The 15,352-nt window shown below is 71.6% G+C and carries 15 protein-coding genes; 8 read left to right on the plus strand and 7 right to left on the minus strand.

The features are described from left to right. Positions 1-61: 61 nt before the first annotated feature. The 5 genes from ACQPZA_RS11640 to ACQPZA_RS11660 are packed head-to-tail and all read left to right on the plus strand — an operon-like array spanning position 62 to position 5,581. Positions 62-733, plus strand: a complete 672-nt coding sequence (locus ACQPZA_RS11640; RefSeq protein ID WP_433280400.1) for a GntR family transcriptional regulator — start codon at positions 62-64, stop codon at positions 731-733. A 45-nt stretch (positions 734-778) separates the two neighbouring features. Then, positions 779-2,086 carry an MFS transporter gene (locus ACQPZA_RS11645; RefSeq protein WP_433280402.1) on the plus strand — a complete coding sequence of 436 codons (1,308 nt, stop codon included), beginning with the start codon at positions 779-781 and terminating at the stop codon, positions 2,084-2,086. Between the two features lie 57 nt (positions 2,087-2,143). After that, positions 2,144-2,929, plus strand: a complete 786-nt coding sequence (locus ACQPZA_RS11650; RefSeq protein WP_433280404.1) for an enoyl-CoA hydratase/isomerase family protein — start codon at positions 2,144-2,146, stop codon at positions 2,927-2,929. A 40-nt stretch (positions 2,930-2,969) separates the two neighbouring features. Beyond that, positions 2,970-4,151 (plus strand): acyl-CoA dehydrogenase family protein, encoded by a 1,182-nt coding sequence (locus ACQPZA_RS11655; RefSeq protein ID WP_433280406.1) that lies wholly within the window; start codon positions 2,970-2,972, stop codon positions 4,149-4,151. After that, positions 4,148-5,581, plus strand: a complete 1,434-nt coding sequence (locus ACQPZA_RS11660; RefSeq protein WP_433280408.1) for a CoA-binding protein — start codon at positions 4,148-4,150, stop codon at positions 5,579-5,581. The genes ACQPZA_RS11655 and ACQPZA_RS11660 overlap by 4 nt, the downstream gene beginning before the upstream one ends. Here the strand turns inward: ACQPZA_RS11660 and ACQPZA_RS11665 are convergent. Both ACQPZA_RS11665 and ACQPZA_RS11670 read right to left on the minus strand, forming a co-directional pair. Next, positions 5,569-6,036 (minus strand): group II truncated hemoglobin, encoded by a 468-nt coding sequence (locus ACQPZA_RS11665; RefSeq protein WP_433280409.1) that lies wholly within the window; start codon positions 6,034-6,036, stop codon positions 5,569-5,571. The two genes, ACQPZA_RS11660 and ACQPZA_RS11665, sit on opposite strands and share 13 nt — an antisense overlap. Positions 6,037-6,068: 32 nt before the next feature. Further along, positions 6,069-6,809 (minus strand): HpcH/HpaI aldolase family protein, encoded by a 741-nt coding sequence (locus ACQPZA_RS11670; RefSeq protein WP_433280411.1) that lies wholly within the window; start codon positions 6,807-6,809, stop codon positions 6,069-6,071. Between the two features lie 77 nt (positions 6,810-6,886). Here ACQPZA_RS11670 and ACQPZA_RS11675 point away from each other — a divergent pair, with 77 nt between their 5' ends. Further along, the gene (locus ACQPZA_RS11675) at positions 6,887-7,843 is read left to right on the plus strand and encodes a ring-cleaving dioxygenase (protein WP_433280413.1); all 957 of its coding nucleotides are present in this window, start codon (positions 6,887-6,889) and stop codon (positions 7,841-7,843) included. Continuing rightward, positions 7,840-8,475: an alpha/beta hydrolase gene (locus ACQPZA_RS11680; protein WP_433280415.1), complete on the plus strand. Its 636-nt coding sequence runs from the start codon at positions 7,840-7,842 to the stop codon at positions 8,473-8,475. The genes ACQPZA_RS11675 and ACQPZA_RS11680 overlap by 4 nt, the downstream gene beginning before the upstream one ends. 87 nt (positions 8,476-8,562) lie before the next feature. Here ACQPZA_RS11680 and ACQPZA_RS11685 read toward each other — a convergent pair whose 3' ends face one another. Together ACQPZA_RS11685 and ACQPZA_RS11690 are read right to left on the minus strand one after the other, a co-directional pair. Beyond that, complete coding sequence (locus ACQPZA_RS11685) at positions 8,563-9,906, minus strand: cation:dicarboxylate symporter family transporter (protein WP_433280417.1); 1,344 nt, start codon at positions 9,904-9,906, stop codon at positions 8,563-8,565. A 57-nt stretch (positions 9,907-9,963) separates the two neighbouring features. Then, positions 9,964-11,133 carry a mandelate racemase/muconate lactonizing enzyme family protein gene (locus ACQPZA_RS11690; RefSeq protein WP_433280419.1) on the minus strand — a complete coding sequence of 390 codons (1,170 nt, stop codon included), beginning with the start codon at positions 11,131-11,133 and terminating at the stop codon, positions 9,964-9,966. Between the two features lie 94 nt (positions 11,134-11,227). Between ACQPZA_RS11690 and ACQPZA_RS11695 the strand changes: the two genes are divergently transcribed. Beyond that, positions 11,228-11,893 carry a GntR family transcriptional regulator gene (locus ACQPZA_RS11695; protein WP_433280421.1) on the plus strand — a complete coding sequence of 222 codons (666 nt, stop codon included), beginning with the start codon at positions 11,228-11,230 and terminating at the stop codon, positions 11,891-11,893. 92 nt (positions 11,894-11,985) lie between these two features. On the opposite strand, the gene ACQPZA_RS11700 is transcribed toward ACQPZA_RS11695, so the two are convergent. From ACQPZA_RS11700 to ACQPZA_RS11710, 3 genes are read right to left on the minus strand one after another with little or no spacing between them, the layout of a single operon-like run. Continuing rightward, a complete protein-coding gene (locus ACQPZA_RS11700; RefSeq protein ID WP_433280424.1) occupies positions 11,986-13,317 on the minus strand; it encodes an ABC transporter substrate-binding protein in 1,332 nt (443 codons plus the stop codon). Next, on the minus strand, positions 13,314-14,462 hold the full coding sequence (locus ACQPZA_RS11705; RefSeq protein ID WP_433280426.1) for a branched-chain amino acid ABC transporter permease: 1,149 nt from the start codon (positions 14,460-14,462) through the stop codon (positions 13,314-13,316). The genes ACQPZA_RS11700 and ACQPZA_RS11705 overlap by 4 nt, the downstream gene beginning before the upstream one ends. Further along, positions 14,462-15,340: a branched-chain amino acid ABC transporter permease gene (locus ACQPZA_RS11710; RefSeq protein WP_169399654.1), complete on the minus strand. Its 879-nt coding sequence runs from the start codon at positions 15,338-15,340 to the stop codon at positions 14,462-14,464. Before ACQPZA_RS11710 ends, ACQPZA_RS11705 begins: the two co-directional genes overlap by 1 nt. Between the last annotated feature and the right edge of the window lie 12 nt (positions 15,341-15,352).

Here is a 15,352-nt window from a genome sequence, read left to right on the forward strand (position 1 = left end):
AGCTGTATTCAGCACTGTATTCAGGAAGGGACCCGCGTAGCCGCCGAGGAACGAGGCACCGATGCCGATCATCACGAGCCCCACGGCGAGCCTCGCGGAGCGCGCGGTCCTCGCGATCCGCGAGCTGATCCACGACGGCCGGCTGCTGCCCGGCCAGCCCATCCGCCAGGTGGCGCTCGCGGAGCAGCTCGGCATGAGCCGCGTGCCGCTGCGGGAGGCGCTGAAGAACCTGCAGGCCGACGGCCTGGTGACGTCGTCGTCGACGGGCGGCTTCGAGGTCACCCGCCTGTCGGCCGACGAGCTGGCGCAGTTCTACCTCATGCGCAGGCTGCTGGAGTCCGAGCTCCTACGCCGCGTCGGCGCGGTGACCGACGCCGAGCTGGCGCACCTCGCCGACCTGAACGCGCGGATGGCGGAGCTGGTCGACGAGCCCTCGCCGGAGCTGCGCCCGCTCAACCGCGAGTTCCACTTCCGGATCTTCGGGCTCGCCGGCGGGCTGGGGCACGTGGTCGCCGAGGTGTCCCGGCTGTGGGACCGCACCATCCCGTACCGCACGGTCTACAGCTCCGAACGCGCGGCGCGGGTCCGCATCGTCGAGGAGCACGACGCGCTCATCAGTGCGCTGCGCGACCGCGACGCCGAGCGGCTGGTCGAGGTGATGGACATCCACCGCACCGCCAGCGAGCGCGAGGTGATCCAGGTGCTCACCCGGCCGGGTCTCCCGCTCGGCTGACGACATCCCCGTCATCACCCCGCTCTCGACGAGGAGGGACGCACGATGACTTCCGGGACCCCTGCCGGGGACCTGCCCACTGCACTGACCGGGCGACCGGGGCGCCGATCCCGGCGCCCTGGCTACATCGTCTTCGTCGTCGCCGTCAGCTTCCTGGCCTGGGCGCTGGTCTCGATGGACCAGACCATGCTCGGCGTCGCGGTGCCGTCGCTGTCCGACGCGCTCGGGGTCTCCCTGTCCACGATGGAGTACCTGGTCGGGATCTTCGCGTTCGTGACGTTCGCGGCACCGGTACTGGCAGGACGGTTCATCGACCGGCTGGGCCGGCGCTGGAGCTTCCAGGTGTCGCTGCTGGGCACCGGCATCTTCGGCGGCCTGACCGCCGCGGTCGGCGGGGCCTGGCAGTTCGTCGTGGTCCGGTTGGTCGCGGCGACGTCGTACGGCCTCACGGAGCCGGTGGTCAACACGATGGTCGCCGAGGAGGCACCGGCCCATCGCCGCGGTCTGATCATGGGGTTCGTGCAGGCCGGCTACCCGCTCGGCGCCGCGATCGCCGGCACGCTCGCCGCGGTGCTCCTGCCGACGTCGGGCTGGCGGCCGCTGTTCCTCATCGCCTTCGCGCCGGTGATCGTCGTGCTGATCTCGGCCCGCTTCCTCCGGGAGTCCCGCAGCTTCACGGCGGTGCGGGCCGAGACCGAGCGGCGCCATCTCGAGTACCGCCCGGGGTGGCGCAGCCTGTTCACCCCGCAGCTGCGCAGGCAGACCATCGTCACCAGCCTGTTCGGGTTCTGCATCAACGGCGGCATCGGCCTGATCATCGGCGTGGTCACCACCTACCTGGTGCACGTCGACGGGATCTCCATCGGGGACGCCGCGTTCCTGTTCGGGCTGAGCAACTGGGTCGCGCTGGCCAGCCAGGTGTTCGTCGGGTTCCTCGCCGACCATCTGCCGGCCAAGTGGCTCATGACGGGCTACTCGGTGCTCGCGGCAGCCGCACTGGCCCTGCTCGTCGTGCCGCACCTGACCTACTCGCTGGCGTTGGTCAGCCTCGTCGCGTTCGGGTTCTTCGGCAACGGCACCTTCGGCTGCTACACCCGCTACACCGCCGAGTCCTTCCCCGCCGAGCTGCGGGGCACCGGCACCTCGTTCTCGCTCGGCTTCTCGTTCCTCACCCTGTCGTTCATGCCGATCATCGGCGGCGCGCTGATCGAGTCGAGCGTGCCCGCCGTGATCCCGGCGATCTCCGCGGTCCTGGTGCTGCTCGGCGCCGTCGTCATGGCCTGCGGGCGCAACCTGCCGCCCCGCCGCGAGCTCGACCAGCTCACGCCGTCGCGGCTGCTGGCCCCCGAGTGATCAGTACCGAGTGATCAGTTCCGAGTGATCAGTTCCGACCGAGAGGAGGGGTGTCGCATGGCGGACCTCGAGTACACCGTGGCCGACGGCATCGGCACGATCCTGCTGAACCGGCCCCACCGCAAGAACGCCTTCACCCTGGACATGATCGACGTCTGGGCGCAGGCGCTGCGCGACGCACGTACCGACCCGGACGTGCGGGTCGTGGTGCTGACCGGCGCGGGTGACGCGTTCTGCTCCGGTGTGGACCTCGACCGCAGCGACGCCGCCGGGCCGCCGACGCCGCTGCAGCGCAAGGAGCACCTCACCGAGCGGATCCACCGGATCGCCTATGCCATGGAGGATCTCGACAAGCCGGTGATCGCCGGGATCAACGGCGTGGCCGTCGGCGCGGGCATGGACATGGCCCTCATGTGCGACATGCGGATCATGGCCCGCTCGGCCCGGCTGTCCGAGGGCTACGTCCGGGTGGGGCTCGTCCCCGGTGACGGCGGCTGTTACTACCTGCCGCGACTGGTCGGCCCGGCGAAGGCCCTGGAGCTGCTGCTCACCGGCGACTTCATCGACGCCGAGGAGGCCGGCCGGCTGGGGATCGCCAACCACGTCGTCGACGACGCGGACTTCGCCGGCGCCGTCACGACGCTGGCCCGCAAGATCGCCGACGGCCCGCCGGTGGCGATCCGCACGATCAAGCGTGCGGTCTACCAGTCGGCTCGCAGCGACCTGCGCACCGCTCTCGACCTCATCTCCTCGCACATGGCGGTGGTCACCTCCACCGACGACTCGGCCGAGGCACTGGCCGCCTTCCGCGAGAAGCGCCCCGGCCGGTTCGTCGGGCACTGACCAACAGCGGGCCCTGCGAGGGCCCGGACAGGAGGCACGCATGACGTTCGCAGGATTCGACCTGCCCGATGACCTGCGGTTGCTCCGGGACACGGTCGCGGAGTTCGTGCGGGAGGAGATCGTGCCCGTCGAGGCGGGACTGCACGGCGACGCCCGCGGCCTGCCGGACGGCGAGCTCAGGGCGCTGCAGAAGAAGGCACGCGATGCCGGGTTCTGGTGCCTGGAGGCGCCGGAGGAGTACGGCGGCGGTGGTCTCGGGGTGTTCGAGGGAGTGGTGCTGGCCGAGCAGATGGCCAAGCACCGCTACAGCTTCCCGCGGCCGGGAGCGGGCGTCTTCGGCTCCGAGCCGCCCGTCGTGCTCTACAAGGGCAGCCCGCGCCAGATCGAGGAGTACGTGCGCCCGACGATCGAGAACGCCTGGACGGCGTTCAGTGCGATCAGCGAGCCGACCGGCGGCTCCGACCCGGCCAGGGCGATCCGCAGCACCGCCACCCGCGACGGCGACGGCTACCGGATCAACGGGCACAAGATGTGGACCAGCGGCGCGGACACCGCGCGGTACGGCATCGTCTACGCCCGCACCGACCGCGCCGCGGGACGGAGCGGGATCAGCGCGTTCATCGTCGACTCCGGCACGCCCGGCATGACGATCACCCCGGTGCCGGTGCTGCGCGACCACTGGACCACCGAGGTCGTCTTCACCGACGTCGTGGTGCCTGCCGGGAACCTGGTCGGCGAGGAAGGCCAGGGCTTCGGGCTGGCGCAGGAGTGGCTGGTCCGGGGCCGGCTGCGCTACGCAGCGCAGGCCGTCGGCGTCGCCGAGGAGGCGGTGCGCATCGCGCTCGACTGGGCGAAGACCCGGGAGACGTTCGGTGCGCTGCTCGCGACCCGGCAGGCCGTCCAGTTCCCGCTGGCCGACGCGCGGATGCAGATCGCGGCGGCGCGACACCTGACGTGGGAGGCCGCCTGGGAGGCCGACCAGGGCAAGGATGCGCGCACCAAGGCGTCGATCGCGAAGGTCTACGCGACGGAGGCCGGCTACGCCGTGGTCGACGCGATGATGCAGATCCTCGGGGGCATGGGGATGACCAGGGAGATGCCGCTCGAGCACTGGTTCCGCGGGCTGCGGGTGGCCCGGGTGGTGGAGGGCCCGAGCGAGATCCACCGTTTCCTGGTGGCCCGGGACATGCTGGGCGGCGCGGCGCTCGGGCGGGCGTCGTGACGACGAGGGCGGGCGGCCCGGCGGGACCGACGAGCCCGGTCGCCCGAGGCCCGCTCGACATCGAGCGGCTGCTGCGTCCGGCATCCGTCGCGATCATCGGTGCATCGGCCGACGAGGCGGTCATCAGCGGCATCCCGCAGCGTGTGCTCGCCCAGCACGGCTACTTCGGCGCGGTGTATCCGGTGAACCCGCGTTACGCCGAGATCGACGGGGTGACGTGCTACCCGGACATCACGGCCGTGCCCGGCCCGGTGGACGTCGTGCTCGTCGTGGTGAACGCGAGCCGGGTGGTGGACGTGCTGGAGGCCTGCGGGCAGTCCGGGGTGCGGTTCGCCGTGGTCATCAGCTCGGGGTTCGCCGAGCAGTCCGACGGCGCCGAGCGGCAGCGGGAGCTCGCCGAGGTCTGCGCGCGCCATCCCGGGATGCGGGTGCTCGGACCCAACGCCGAGGGCCTGATCAACGTCGTCGACGACGTGCCGCTCGGGTTCAGCCCCACCACCGACTACCGGCGCGGGCTGGTCCGGCTGCGCCGCGGCGACGTCGCGGTGGTGTCGCAGAGCGGCGGGCTGGGGTTCGCGCTGTTCAACGACGGGCTCAGCCGCGGGCTCGGGTTCAGCCACGTGATCAGCACGGGCAACGAGATCGACGTGGACCTGACGGACCTCGCCGAGGCACTGCTCGCCGACCCGGCGACGCGGGTGCTGCTGCTGTTCGTGGAGGGGGTGGCCGACCCGGCGCGGCTCGGGGCGCTGGGCGAGCGGGCCGGGGCGGCGGGGAAGACGGTGGTGGTCGCGAAGGTCGGGAGCAGCGGGGCGGGTCGCCGGGCCGCGCTCGCCCACACGGCGCACGACGCCGGTGAGGAGGCGCTCTACCGGCGGGTCCTGGACCACCCCGGCGTCCTGTGGGCCCACGACCAGGAGCACATGATCGACCTGGCCCTCGCGCTGTCGCGCACCCGCCGGCCCGCCGGCCGCCGGGTGGGGATCGTGACGGTGTCCGGCGGCGCCGGCACCTGGCTCGCCGACGACCTCGTGGCGGCGGGGCTGGAGGTGCCGCTGCTCTCGCCGCAGGTCCAGGCCTCGCTGCGGGAGCGGATCCCGCCGTACGGGAGCCCGGCCAACCCCGTGGACGCCACGGCACAGGTGCTCGGCCTCGGCGGAGTCAGCCCGGTCGTGCGGATCCTCGCCGACAGCGGGGAGGTCGACGCCGTGGTGCTGGTGGCCACGCTCGCGGACCAGAAGCAGCTCGAGCGCGAGCGGGAGTACCTCGCGACGCTGGCTGCGTCGGTGCCGCTGGTGATCTACAGCTACACGCGCCCCGGGCAGGCCAGCATCGACCTGCTCGAGGAGCTCGGGATCGCCTTCTTCACCAGCACCACCCGTACGGCCGGGGCGCTGGCGGCGCTGGCTCCCCGCGATCAGCCGCGGTAGGGCGGGGCCTCACCCCAGCCCCACCGCGGGGTGGGCGCGTTCTGCATGGGGGTGGCGTCCGGCGCCGCGTTGGCCCGGGCGATGCGCGTGCCCCACTCCACGTAGGCGACGAAGGCGGAGCGGAACTCGGGGTCATCGGGGAGCCCCGCCTCGTCGGCGCTCGACGCGATGAGGGTTGCCCACCGCACCCGCTGCTCCTCCGTGATACCGAGGCCGATGTGGTGACGCAGCATCGCGGGGTAGCCGCCGAGCTCGTCGGTGTAGTCGGTGGGTCCGCCGAACACCTCCCCGAGCCAGCGGGCCACGTGGTCGCGGTGCTCCGGTCCCATGTGCCGGAACACGGGTTCGAGCACCGGGTCGGCGAGCACCCGGTCGTAGAAGACCTCCGTGAGGCGGTGCAGAGCAGCGGAACCGCCGCACCAGTCGTAGAGCGTGGGGACGGGAGTGGCGGTCACTCAGGCGCTCCTTGATTACGTCGTTACAGCCATCATCGACCCGCCGCATCCTGCCGCGAGTCGGCCAGATGCGCCAGTGCCGCGCCGCGGAGCATCGCCGCCTCCGACATCAGCGCGAAGAAGGTGAAGCCCAGCGCGCGGAAGCGGTGCACGTGCGCCGGCGAGGCGCAGTAGATGCCGACCGGGAGGTTCCGCGCCCGGCAGGCGGAGACGACGTCGCGCAGCAGGCGCTCGTAACCCGGGTCGTCCACCTGGGCGCTCGGCGGCAGGCCGGCGCTGAACGCCAGGTCCGACGGTCCGACGAACACCGCGTCCAGGCCCTCGACCGCCGCGATGTCGGGTAGCGCCTCGACCGCCGCGAGGGTCTCCGCCATGACGATGCACAGCGGGTCCGGCCGGCCGGGCGACCAGGCCGCTCGCGTCGGGCCGTAGCTGCGTCCGCCTCGGGGCGGGTAGTGGCAGGCCGCGACGGCCCGGGCCGCATCGGCCGCGGTGTCGACCATCGGCACGATGACGGCCGCGGCACCCCGGTCCAGTGCCCGGCCGATGGCGCCTGCCTCGTTCCCGGTGACCCGCACGACCACCGGCGTGCCGGTCGAGTCCAGCGCCTGGGCCATCGGGAGCAGTGCGTCGTCGCCGATCAGGCCGTGCTGCTGGTCGATGCACACGAACCCGAAGCCCACCGAGCCGATGAGCTCGGCGGAGGCGGATCCGGGAAGCTGCAGCCAGCCGCCCACGACGTCGGCGGTCAGGTCGAGAGGGAGAGCGTTCACCCGTCGCACTCTAGGGAACAGTTGTACATCTGATTGCGTTCGCAACTACTATCACCGTCGATGAAGGGGAGAACGAGATGAGCACTATCGCTCCGCACGGCCTGCACCACGTCACGGCGATCGCGTCGGACCCGCAGCGCAACGTCGACTTCTACACGCGGGTGCTGGGACTGCGGCTGGTCAAGCAGACCGTGAACTTCGACGCGCCCGACACCTACCACCTGTACTACGGCGACGCGCGAGGTGCGCCGTCCACGCTCCTGACCTTCTTCCCGTGGCGGGGCGTCCCCGCCGGGCGCCAGGGCAGCGGGCTGGCCACCGCCACCGCGTTCAGCGTGCCGCCGGAGTCGATGGGCTGGTGGCAGCGCCACCTCACCGGTGCCGGGCTCGTGCTCGACGGCCCCCGCACCCGTGACGGCGAGGAGGTGCTGACCCTGCGCGACCCCGACGGCATGGTGATCGACATCGTCGCGGCTCCCGGCGACACCCGCTCGGGCTGGGACGGCGTGGCCGGCGTACCGGCCGAGCACGCCGTGCGCGGCCTGCACTCGGTGACGATGTCCGAGCGCCTGCCCGACGCCACCGCGGAGATGCTCCTGGGCGTGCTCGGGATGCACCTGCAGGGCGAGGACGGCGACCGCGCCCGCTTCGCCATGGCCGGGGGTGGCGCAGGGGCCGTCGTCGACGTGGCCGCCGACGCGCGGCCGCGGGGGCTGCAGGCCGGTGGCACCGTGCACCACATCGCCTTCCGCGCACCGGACCAGGAGACCCAGGCCCGGTGGCGCCGGGAGCTCGTCGAGGCCGGCCTGCGGGTCACCGGGATCGTCGACCGGCAGTACTTCACCTCCATCTACTTCCACGAGCCCGGGGGAGTGCTGCTGGAGATCGCGACCGACCAGCCCGGCTTCGCCATCGACGAGCCGCTGCTGGAGCTGGGCCGGTCCCTGAAGCTGCCGCCGTGGCTGGAGCCCAGCCGCGAGCAGATCGCGCGGGCGCTCCCGCCGCTGCACGTCGACGCCCCGGCGACGCCGTGACCGCCGCGCAGGGCCGCCCAGCCGTGGTCCGTCCGCACGTGTGGGTCCCGGGCAGCGCCGCCCCGCCGCTGCTGCTCCTGCACGGCACCGGCGGCGACGAGCACGACCTGCTGCCCCTGCGCGAGCACCTCGCGCCGGACGCCCCCGTGCTCTCGCCCCGGGGCACGGTGCTGGAGAACGGCATGCCGCGGTTCTTCCGCAGGCTCCAGGAGGGCGTCTTCGACGAGGACGACCTGCGCGCGCGGGTGGACGAGCTGGCGGCGTTCCTCGTCGCGGCGGAGGCCGAGCACGACGTCGCGGCCGGGTCGTGGGTGGCGGCCGGGTTCTCCAACGGCGCGAACATGGCGTCCGCGCTGCTGTTCCGCCGCCCGGAGACGCTGGCCGGCGCGGTGCTGCTGGCGGCGATGGTGCCGTTCCGCGACGGGCCGGACCCCGATCTCGACCTCACGGGCAAGCGCGTGGCCGTGTCCAACGGCCGCCGCGACCCGATGGCGACCGCCGCCCACACCCGCACCCTGGTCGCGCAGCTGCGCGACCACGGCGCGGAGGTGGTGGAGTTCCCGCACGACGGCGGCCACGGCATCGACCCGCGGACCCTCCCGGCCCTGCGCGCCTTCGTGGCGGGGCGCTAGTCGCCGAGGTTCAGGAAAGCCACTTTCCTGCCCTGTGCGGGCCTGAAAGTGGCTTTCCTGAACGTGGGGCCGGCGCCACGAGCTGGGTCAGGTACCCGTTCCGACGGAGCTTGCGGGCGACCGGTCGCCGCCGGCCGTCGCCGGCCGCATCCGCAGAACGGCCCGGGCCCGGGTGACGTCGAAGTCCTTCTCCCATTTCCCCACCACGATCGCCGCGACGGCGTTGCCGAGCACGTTGATGAAGACCCGGCCCTCGTTGAGCAGGCGGTCGACACCGACGATCAACGCAAGGGCGGCGAGCGGCACGTGCCCGATCGCGGTGATGCTGCTGGCCAGCACGATGAATGCGCCACCCGCGATCCCGGCGGTGCCCTTGCTCGTCAGCATCATGATCCCGACCATCGTCAGCTGCTGCTGCCACGACAGGTCGATCCCGACGGCCTGTGCGAGGAAGAGCGACGCCATCGTCAGGTAGATCGCCGAACCGTCGAGGTTGAACGAGAACCCCGCGGGGATCGTGATGCCCACGACGGGACGGCCGACGCCGAGGGCCTCCAGCTTCTGCACCACCTGCGGGAGCACCGCCTCGCTCGAGCAGGTGCTCAGTGCAACCAGCAGCTCCGCCCGCAGGAAGCGCATGAGCCCGAACAGGCTCAGCCGGCACGCCCGCATGATCGTCCCGAGCACCACGAGGATGTAGACGACGCACGTCGCGGTGAACAGGACGACCAGGTAGCCGAGCTGTTGCAGGCTGGCAGCGCCGTAGGTGCTGACCACAGTGGCCAGCGCTCCGAATGTCCCGATGGGCGCGAGTCGCATCACCCAGGAGACGATCCTGAACACGACCTCCGCCAGCGCCCCGATGCCCTGGGTGAGGATCTGTGCCCGCTCACCCGAGACGTTGAGGGCCACCCCGAACAGGATCGACACCAGCAGCGCCGAGAGGATGTTGTCCCCGGTGAGTGCGCCGAACAATGACTCCGGGATCAGGCTCGACACGAAGTCGGTGAAGCTCGCGTGTCCGCCTCCGCTCACGCCGGGGATGTGCCCCGCGTCGAGGGTGGCCGGGTTGATGTTCATCCCCGCTCCGGGATGGAACAGGTTGGCCACCACGAGGCCGATCACCATCGAGACCAGCGAGAAGACGATGAAGTAGCCGATCGCCTTGATCCCGATCCGCCCGGCCTTGCGCAGGTCGTCCATCGCGGCGATTCCCGTGGTGACGACGCAGAAGACCACCGGGATGACGATCATCGTGACCAGCGCGATGAACCAGTCGTTGAGAGGTTTCATCGCTGCACCGAAGCCGGGGAAGAGAACGCCGACGGCGATTCCGAGCACGGCGCCCACGACCACCTGGAACCACAGCTCGCGCAGCAGCCGGACCGGGCGGGACCGAGGCGGCGGGTCGGCGACGTTCGACGGGGACATACCGAACTCCTTGCACAGCAGTGTGTGTGGGGTGTCAGCAGGCGGAACCGAGGCGCGTCAGCTGTGCAGCTCGCGCAGCACCGGGTAGAACTCGGCCTTCGCCTCGAGTCCGATCCCCGGCAGGTCCGTGAGGCCGACGTACCCGTCGCGCACCTCGGCGCCGTCGGCGAAGCCCCCGGCAGGCTTGAACTCCCCGGGATACGACTCGTTGCCACCGAGCTTCAGCGCGGCGGCGATGTGCAGGGAGAACTGGTGGCCGCCGTGCGGGATGCACCGGCGGGAGTCCCAGCCGTGCTGCCGCAGCATGTCCTGGATGCGCAGGTACTCGACCAGTCCGTAGCTCAGGGCCGGGTCGACCTGGATGGTGTCGCGGTCGGGCCGCATCCCCGCGTACCGCACGAGGTTGCGGGCGTCCGGCAGCGAGAACAGGTTCTCGCCGGTGGCCAGCGGGCCCTGGTAGTGCTCGGCGAGGGTGGCGTGCAGGTGGTAGTCGAGCGGGTCGCCCGGCTCCTCGTACCAGAACAGGCCGTAGGGCTCGATCGCTCGGCCGTAGTCCAGGGCGGTCTCCAGGTCGAAACGGCCGTTGACGTCCACCGCCAGCCGGGACCCGTCGCCGTCGAGGACGTCGAGGACGGCCTCGATCCGGCGCAGGTCCTCGGCCAGCTCGGCACCGCCGATCTTCATCTTGACCACGCGGTAGCCGAGGTCGAGGAAGCCCTTCATCTCGTCCTGCAGCTCGCGCAGGCCCTTGCCGGGGGCGTAGTAGCCGCCTGCGGCGTAGACGAAGACCGACTCGTCGGGCCGGCCGTCGCCGTAGCGCTCGGACAGGAAGCGGTGGAGCGGCTGCTCGTTGATCTTCGCGGCCAGGTCGAACAGCGCCATGTCGACGGCGCCGACCGCGACCGAGCGTTCACCGTGGCCGCCCGGCTTCTCGTTCCGCATCATCACGTCCCACGCCTTCGCCGGGTCGACGAAGGTGCCGTCGTCGGCGAGGAGATCGTCCGGCGATGCCTGCAGCAGCCGCGGCAGCAGCCGCCGCCGCAGGATCTCCCCCGCGCTGTAGCGGCCGTTCGAGGTGAACCCGTACCCCACGACGGGTTCACCAGCGCGGACCACGTCGCTGACGACCGCGACGATCGAGCAGTCCATCGAGCTGAAGTCGATCAACGCATTGCGGATCGACGAGCTGATCGGCACGACACCCTCGTGCACGGAGACGATCTTCATGACGCTCCTCGTAACTTATAAGATGTTCGGGACGCTAGGCTCCCAGCGAGTCCGAGCGCAAGCCGACGTGGTCCCGACAAGAAGTGGTGGACCGATGACCAGCACGAATGTCTTCTCGAGCAAGAGCGAGGTCGCGTACGCCGAGATCCGCGACCGCATCCTCTCGGGAGCGCTCGCCCCCGGTTCCCGCCTGGCGCAGTACGAGCTCGCCGAGTCCCTGCACATGAGCATCACGCCGCTGCGCGAGGCCATCAGACGGCTCAGCAGCGAAGGCCTGATCGACCTCGACACGCACCGGGACGCGCGCGTCGCCCGCATGGACGCCGCGGAGGCCCGACAGCTGTTCGAGGTGCGCCTGTCGCTGGACCCCTCAGCGGTCGAGCTGGCGGCCGCCCGCCGTACCGAAGCCGACATCACCGCGATGCGGGCCGCCGTCGAACGGCTGTTGCCCGTGACCAGGCAGTGGGGCGAGGAAGCGCTCACCGCGCACCGGGACTTCCACCGGACGCTGTACCGGGCGTCCCACAACGACGTCATGGTCCGGCTGCTCGACGACCTGTGGGACAAGTCGGACCGTTACCGGCGCATCGGTCTCGTGCTGCCGCCGGGCGACGGTCCGCGCACCCGCGACCTCGACGAACATCGTCAGATGATGGAGCTCGTCATCAGTGGTGACGGCGAGCGCGCGGCCGCGCTGATGCGCAACCACATCCGGCTGAGCCTCACGGCGTCGGCGATCGAGGTGCTCGAAGCACGCTGAGGCGGATCAGCACTCACCGCCGAGGTTCAGGAAAGCCACTTTCCTGCCCTGTGCGGGCCTGAAAGTGGCTTTCCTGAACTCGGGGCCGGCGCTCAGCCCGCAGGGGGCGCTGCTGGGATGCCGTTCGCCGGGGGAGCCGCCGGTTCGCCGGTGGCCTCCGTGATGGGGGCGTCACCGTTGTCCGTCACGAGTACGGGGGTCAGGCTCTCCGTGGTGCCGCCCGTGATCCGGGCGACCTCCACCCCGGAGACGCCGGCGTGCCGGTCGGCCGAGTACCGGAACGGCGCCACCCACGGGCCCTGGAACTGCGCGCCCGACCGCTCGACGGCCGCCACGATGCTCTCGCGCGTGGGGTCGGCCCCGGCCGCCTGCAGCGCCTGCACGAACGTGTAGGCCTGGGACATGCCGTAGATGCGGTAGTTGGTCAGCTCGCCGTCGCCGCCGTGCTCGTCCCACACGCGCTGGAACAGCTGGGTCCACGGGTCGTCCGGCGCGTCGACACCGGGCAGGTACTCGGTGGTGATCACGCCGTCGAGCAGCCCCGCGTCGGTGACGGCGCCCTCGGAGAAGCGGGCCAGCAGGGAGCCGACGAGCCCGGGGTCGGAGCCGACGTTGGAGTAGATCCACTGCGGCTTGTAGTTCAGCCGCAGCGACTGCAGCTGCGAGAGCGCCGTGTAGGACGGCACGTTGAAGCCGATCACGAGGTCGGCGCCCGCCGCCTGCAGCGCCGCGATCTGCGGGGCCACGTCGGTGTTGCCGGGCGTGTACCGCTCGGCGGCGACGATCTGCTTGTCGAGGAACCGGCGGGCGCCGAGCTCGCCGTCGCGGCCGAAGTCGTCGTCCTGCAGGAACAGGCCGACCTTGGCCTGCGGGAAGTTCTGCGCCACGTACTGCCCGACGATCTTCCCCTCGATCTCGTAGTCGGGCTGCCAGCCGAAGGTCTGCGGGTTCTTGGCCGGCTGGTCCCACAGCAGCGAGCCCGAGGAGACGAACAGGTCCGGCACGCCCTCGCTGTTGAGGTAGTCGAGCACGGCCGAGTGCGTGGGGGTGCCCAGGCCGCCCAGCAGCGCGAACACCTGGTCCTGGAGGACGAGCTCGTTGACCACCTGGCTGGTCTGCGTCGGGTTGTAGGCGTCGTCGCGGAAGACGTAGTCGATCGTCCGCCCGTTGATCCCGCCTGCGGCGTTGACGAAGTCGAAGTAGGCCTTCGCGCCGGTCGGGATCTCGCTGTAGCCGGGCGCCGCGACGCCGGTGAGCGGGAAGTGCGCCCCGATCTTCACCGACGTGTCGGTGATGCCGACGGCGGGGGCGGCGTCGGCCCCGGACCCGCCGTCAGGGCGCCCGCCCGCACCGCACGCGCTGAGAACCAGCGCCGCCGCGACCGCCGCCGCCGCGAGCGCTGAGCGCCTGCTCGTCCTGGTCATCCTGTCCTCCTCGTCGAGGGTCCCCGGCGGTTGGTCCTGCTCCGGTTCCACAGCTTCTTCACCACGCCGACGGCTCCCGACGGCGCGAGCAGCATCACGAGCACGAGCACCACGCCGTAGACGAACGGCGCGAGCTGCGCGGCCTGCGTCCCGTCCAGCCCGGCGCCGATGCCGAGGTTGGTGACAGCAGGCGGCAGGAACACCAGCAGCGCGCTGCCGAGCAGCGCACCCACCAGGCTGCCGAGGCCGCCGACGACCACCGCGGTGAGCAACCCGAGCGAGAGCACGATCGTGAACCCGCTGGGCGCGGCCAGCCGCACCACCACGCCGAGCACCGAGCCCGCCAGCCCGGCGCAGACCGCGCTGACCACGAACGCGAGCACCCGCACCCGGCCCAGCCGGATCCCGGCCAGCTCCGCGGCGACCTCGTCGTCGCGCACGGCTCGCCAGACCCGACCGATGCGCCCGGCCATCAGGTTGGCCAGCAGCAGGAGCACCACCAGCAGCGTGCCCCAGCCGAGATAGGCGAGGTACTTGGCGGTGGGCGTCTCGTTGGCGGAGAGGAAGTAGACGGCGTCGGCGAACCAGTCGGGCACGTCGGGCGAGGCGACCGGGAGTCCCTGCTCCCCGCCGAGGGTGTGGTCGAAGTAGATCGCCAGCCCCGGCACCGCGACGGCCAGCGCGAGGGTGGCGCCCGCCAGGTAGGGCCCGTGCAGCCGGGCGGCGGCCGCCCCCACCACGGCGCCGACCAGCGCGGTGACGGCGGCCGCGATGACCATGACGAGCAGCAGCGGGAGGCCCGTGCCGTCGTCCCCGAGCAGCAGCCCGGTGGTGTAGGCGCCCACCGCCATCAGCGCGCCGTGGCCGAGCGAGATCTGCCCGTTGAGACCCGTGAGCACGGTGAGCCCCGCCGCGGCGATCGCGTAGTAGGACATGGTGGCGAACTGCGAGTTGCGGAACGGGCTGGTCAGCTCCAGCACGAGCACCACGGCCACGAGTGCGAGGAGCACCACCAGCGCGTGCCTGCCGAAGGTGGAGCGCGGCAGCCTGCGGCGTACGGCAGCCAGGGGGCCGGGCCTCGGAGCTCCGGTGGCGACGGGGGAGGACGCCTGCGCGGCGGCAGGCTCGTCGGTCTGCTGGGACATCAGACCCTCCGCGCTGCGGTCCGGGCGAACAGTCCCTGCGGCCGCACCAGCAGCACCGCCACCAGGATCGCGAGCGCGGCCAGCGCCACCAGTTCGCTGCCGAGGTAGCCGCTGACGTAGGACAGCAGCAGTCCGATCGTCAGCCCGCCGACCACGGCCCCGGCCGGCGAGTCGAGCCCGCCGAGCACGGCGGCGACGAACCCGTAGACGATCACGGCGTCCATGTAGGCGGGGAACACCAGGCTGCCGCCCGCGATCAGCAGTCCGGACAGCGACCCGACGCCCGCGGCCAGCGCCCAGCCGAGCGTGAGCATCCGCCCGACGGGCACGCCGAGCAGCCTCGACACCTCCTGGCTGAACGCGGCGGCGCGCATCTTCAGGCCGAGGTCGGTGAAGCGGAAGAGCGCGACGAGGGCGAGCATCACCACCACGACGGCGACGATGATGTAGATGCTGTTCGGGGTGAACGCGATGTTGACCCCGCCCACGGTGAACCCGCGCAGGTCGAACGGCGCGGGGAACGACCGGAACGTGGAGCCGAACAGGATCGCGGCCAGCGCCTGCAGCGCCACGAACAGCCCGAGCGTCACGATCACGGCGTTGAGCTCCGGGCCGCCCTCGACCGGGCGGATCACCAGCCGCTCGATCACGGCACCCAGCACCAGCCCGGCGACCAGCGCGACGACGAGACCGACCCAGTACGACTGGCCGCCCTCGATCACGGTGAGCGCCAGGTAGGTGGTGAACATGGCCATGGCGCCCTGCGCGAAGTTGACGACCCGGGTGGAGCGCCAGATCAGCACCAGGGCCAGTGCGAAGGCGGCGTAGACGGCTCCCTGACCGAGACCGGTCAGCGTGACGTTGAGGAACTGCTGCACTGCTCTCCTCTC

Origin of the sequence: Pseudonocardia xinjiangensis (assembly GCF_050948425.1) — a bacterium.
Taxonomy (GTDB): Bacteria; Actinomycetota; Actinomycetes; order Mycobacteriales; family Pseudonocardiaceae; genus Pseudonocardia; species Pseudonocardia xinjiangensis.

Coding starts and splice junctions, on each gene's coding strand:
- ACQPZA_RS11685 (WP_433280417.1), bottom strand. CDS start 9,906: ATGTCCCCGTCGAACGTCGCCGACCCGCCGCCTCGGTCCCGCCCGGTC.
- ACQPZA_RS11705 (WP_433280426.1), bottom strand. CDS start 14,462: ATGTCCCAGCAGACCGACGAGCCTGCCGCCGCGCAGGCGTCCTCCCCC.
- ACQPZA_RS11700 (WP_433280424.1), bottom strand. CDS start 13,317: ATGACCAGGACGAGCAGGCGCTCAGCGCTCGCGGCGGCGGCGGTCGCG.
- ACQPZA_RS11645 (WP_433280402.1), top strand. CDS start 779: ATGACTTCCGGGACCCCTGCCGGGGACCTGCCCACTGCACTGACCGGG.
- ACQPZA_RS11695 (WP_433280421.1), top strand. CDS start 11,228: ATGACCAGCACGAATGTCTTCTCGAGCAAGAGCGAGGTCGCGTACGCC.
- ACQPZA_RS11675 (WP_433280413.1), top strand. CDS start 6,887: ATGAGCACTATCGCTCCGCACGGCCTGCACCACGTCACGGCGATCGCG.
- ACQPZA_RS11640 (WP_433280400.1), top strand. CDS start 62: ATGCCGATCATCACGAGCCCCACGGCGAGCCTCGCGGAGCGCGCGGTC.
- ACQPZA_RS11655 (WP_433280406.1), top strand. CDS start 2,970: ATGACGTTCGCAGGATTCGACCTGCCCGATGACCTGCGGTTGCTCCGG.
- ACQPZA_RS11690 (WP_433280419.1), bottom strand. CDS start 11,133: ATGAAGATCGTCTCCGTGCACGAGGGTGTCGTGCCGATCAGCTCGTCG.
- ACQPZA_RS11650 (WP_433280404.1), top strand. CDS start 2,144: ATGGCGGACCTCGAGTACACCGTGGCCGACGGCATCGGCACGATCCTG.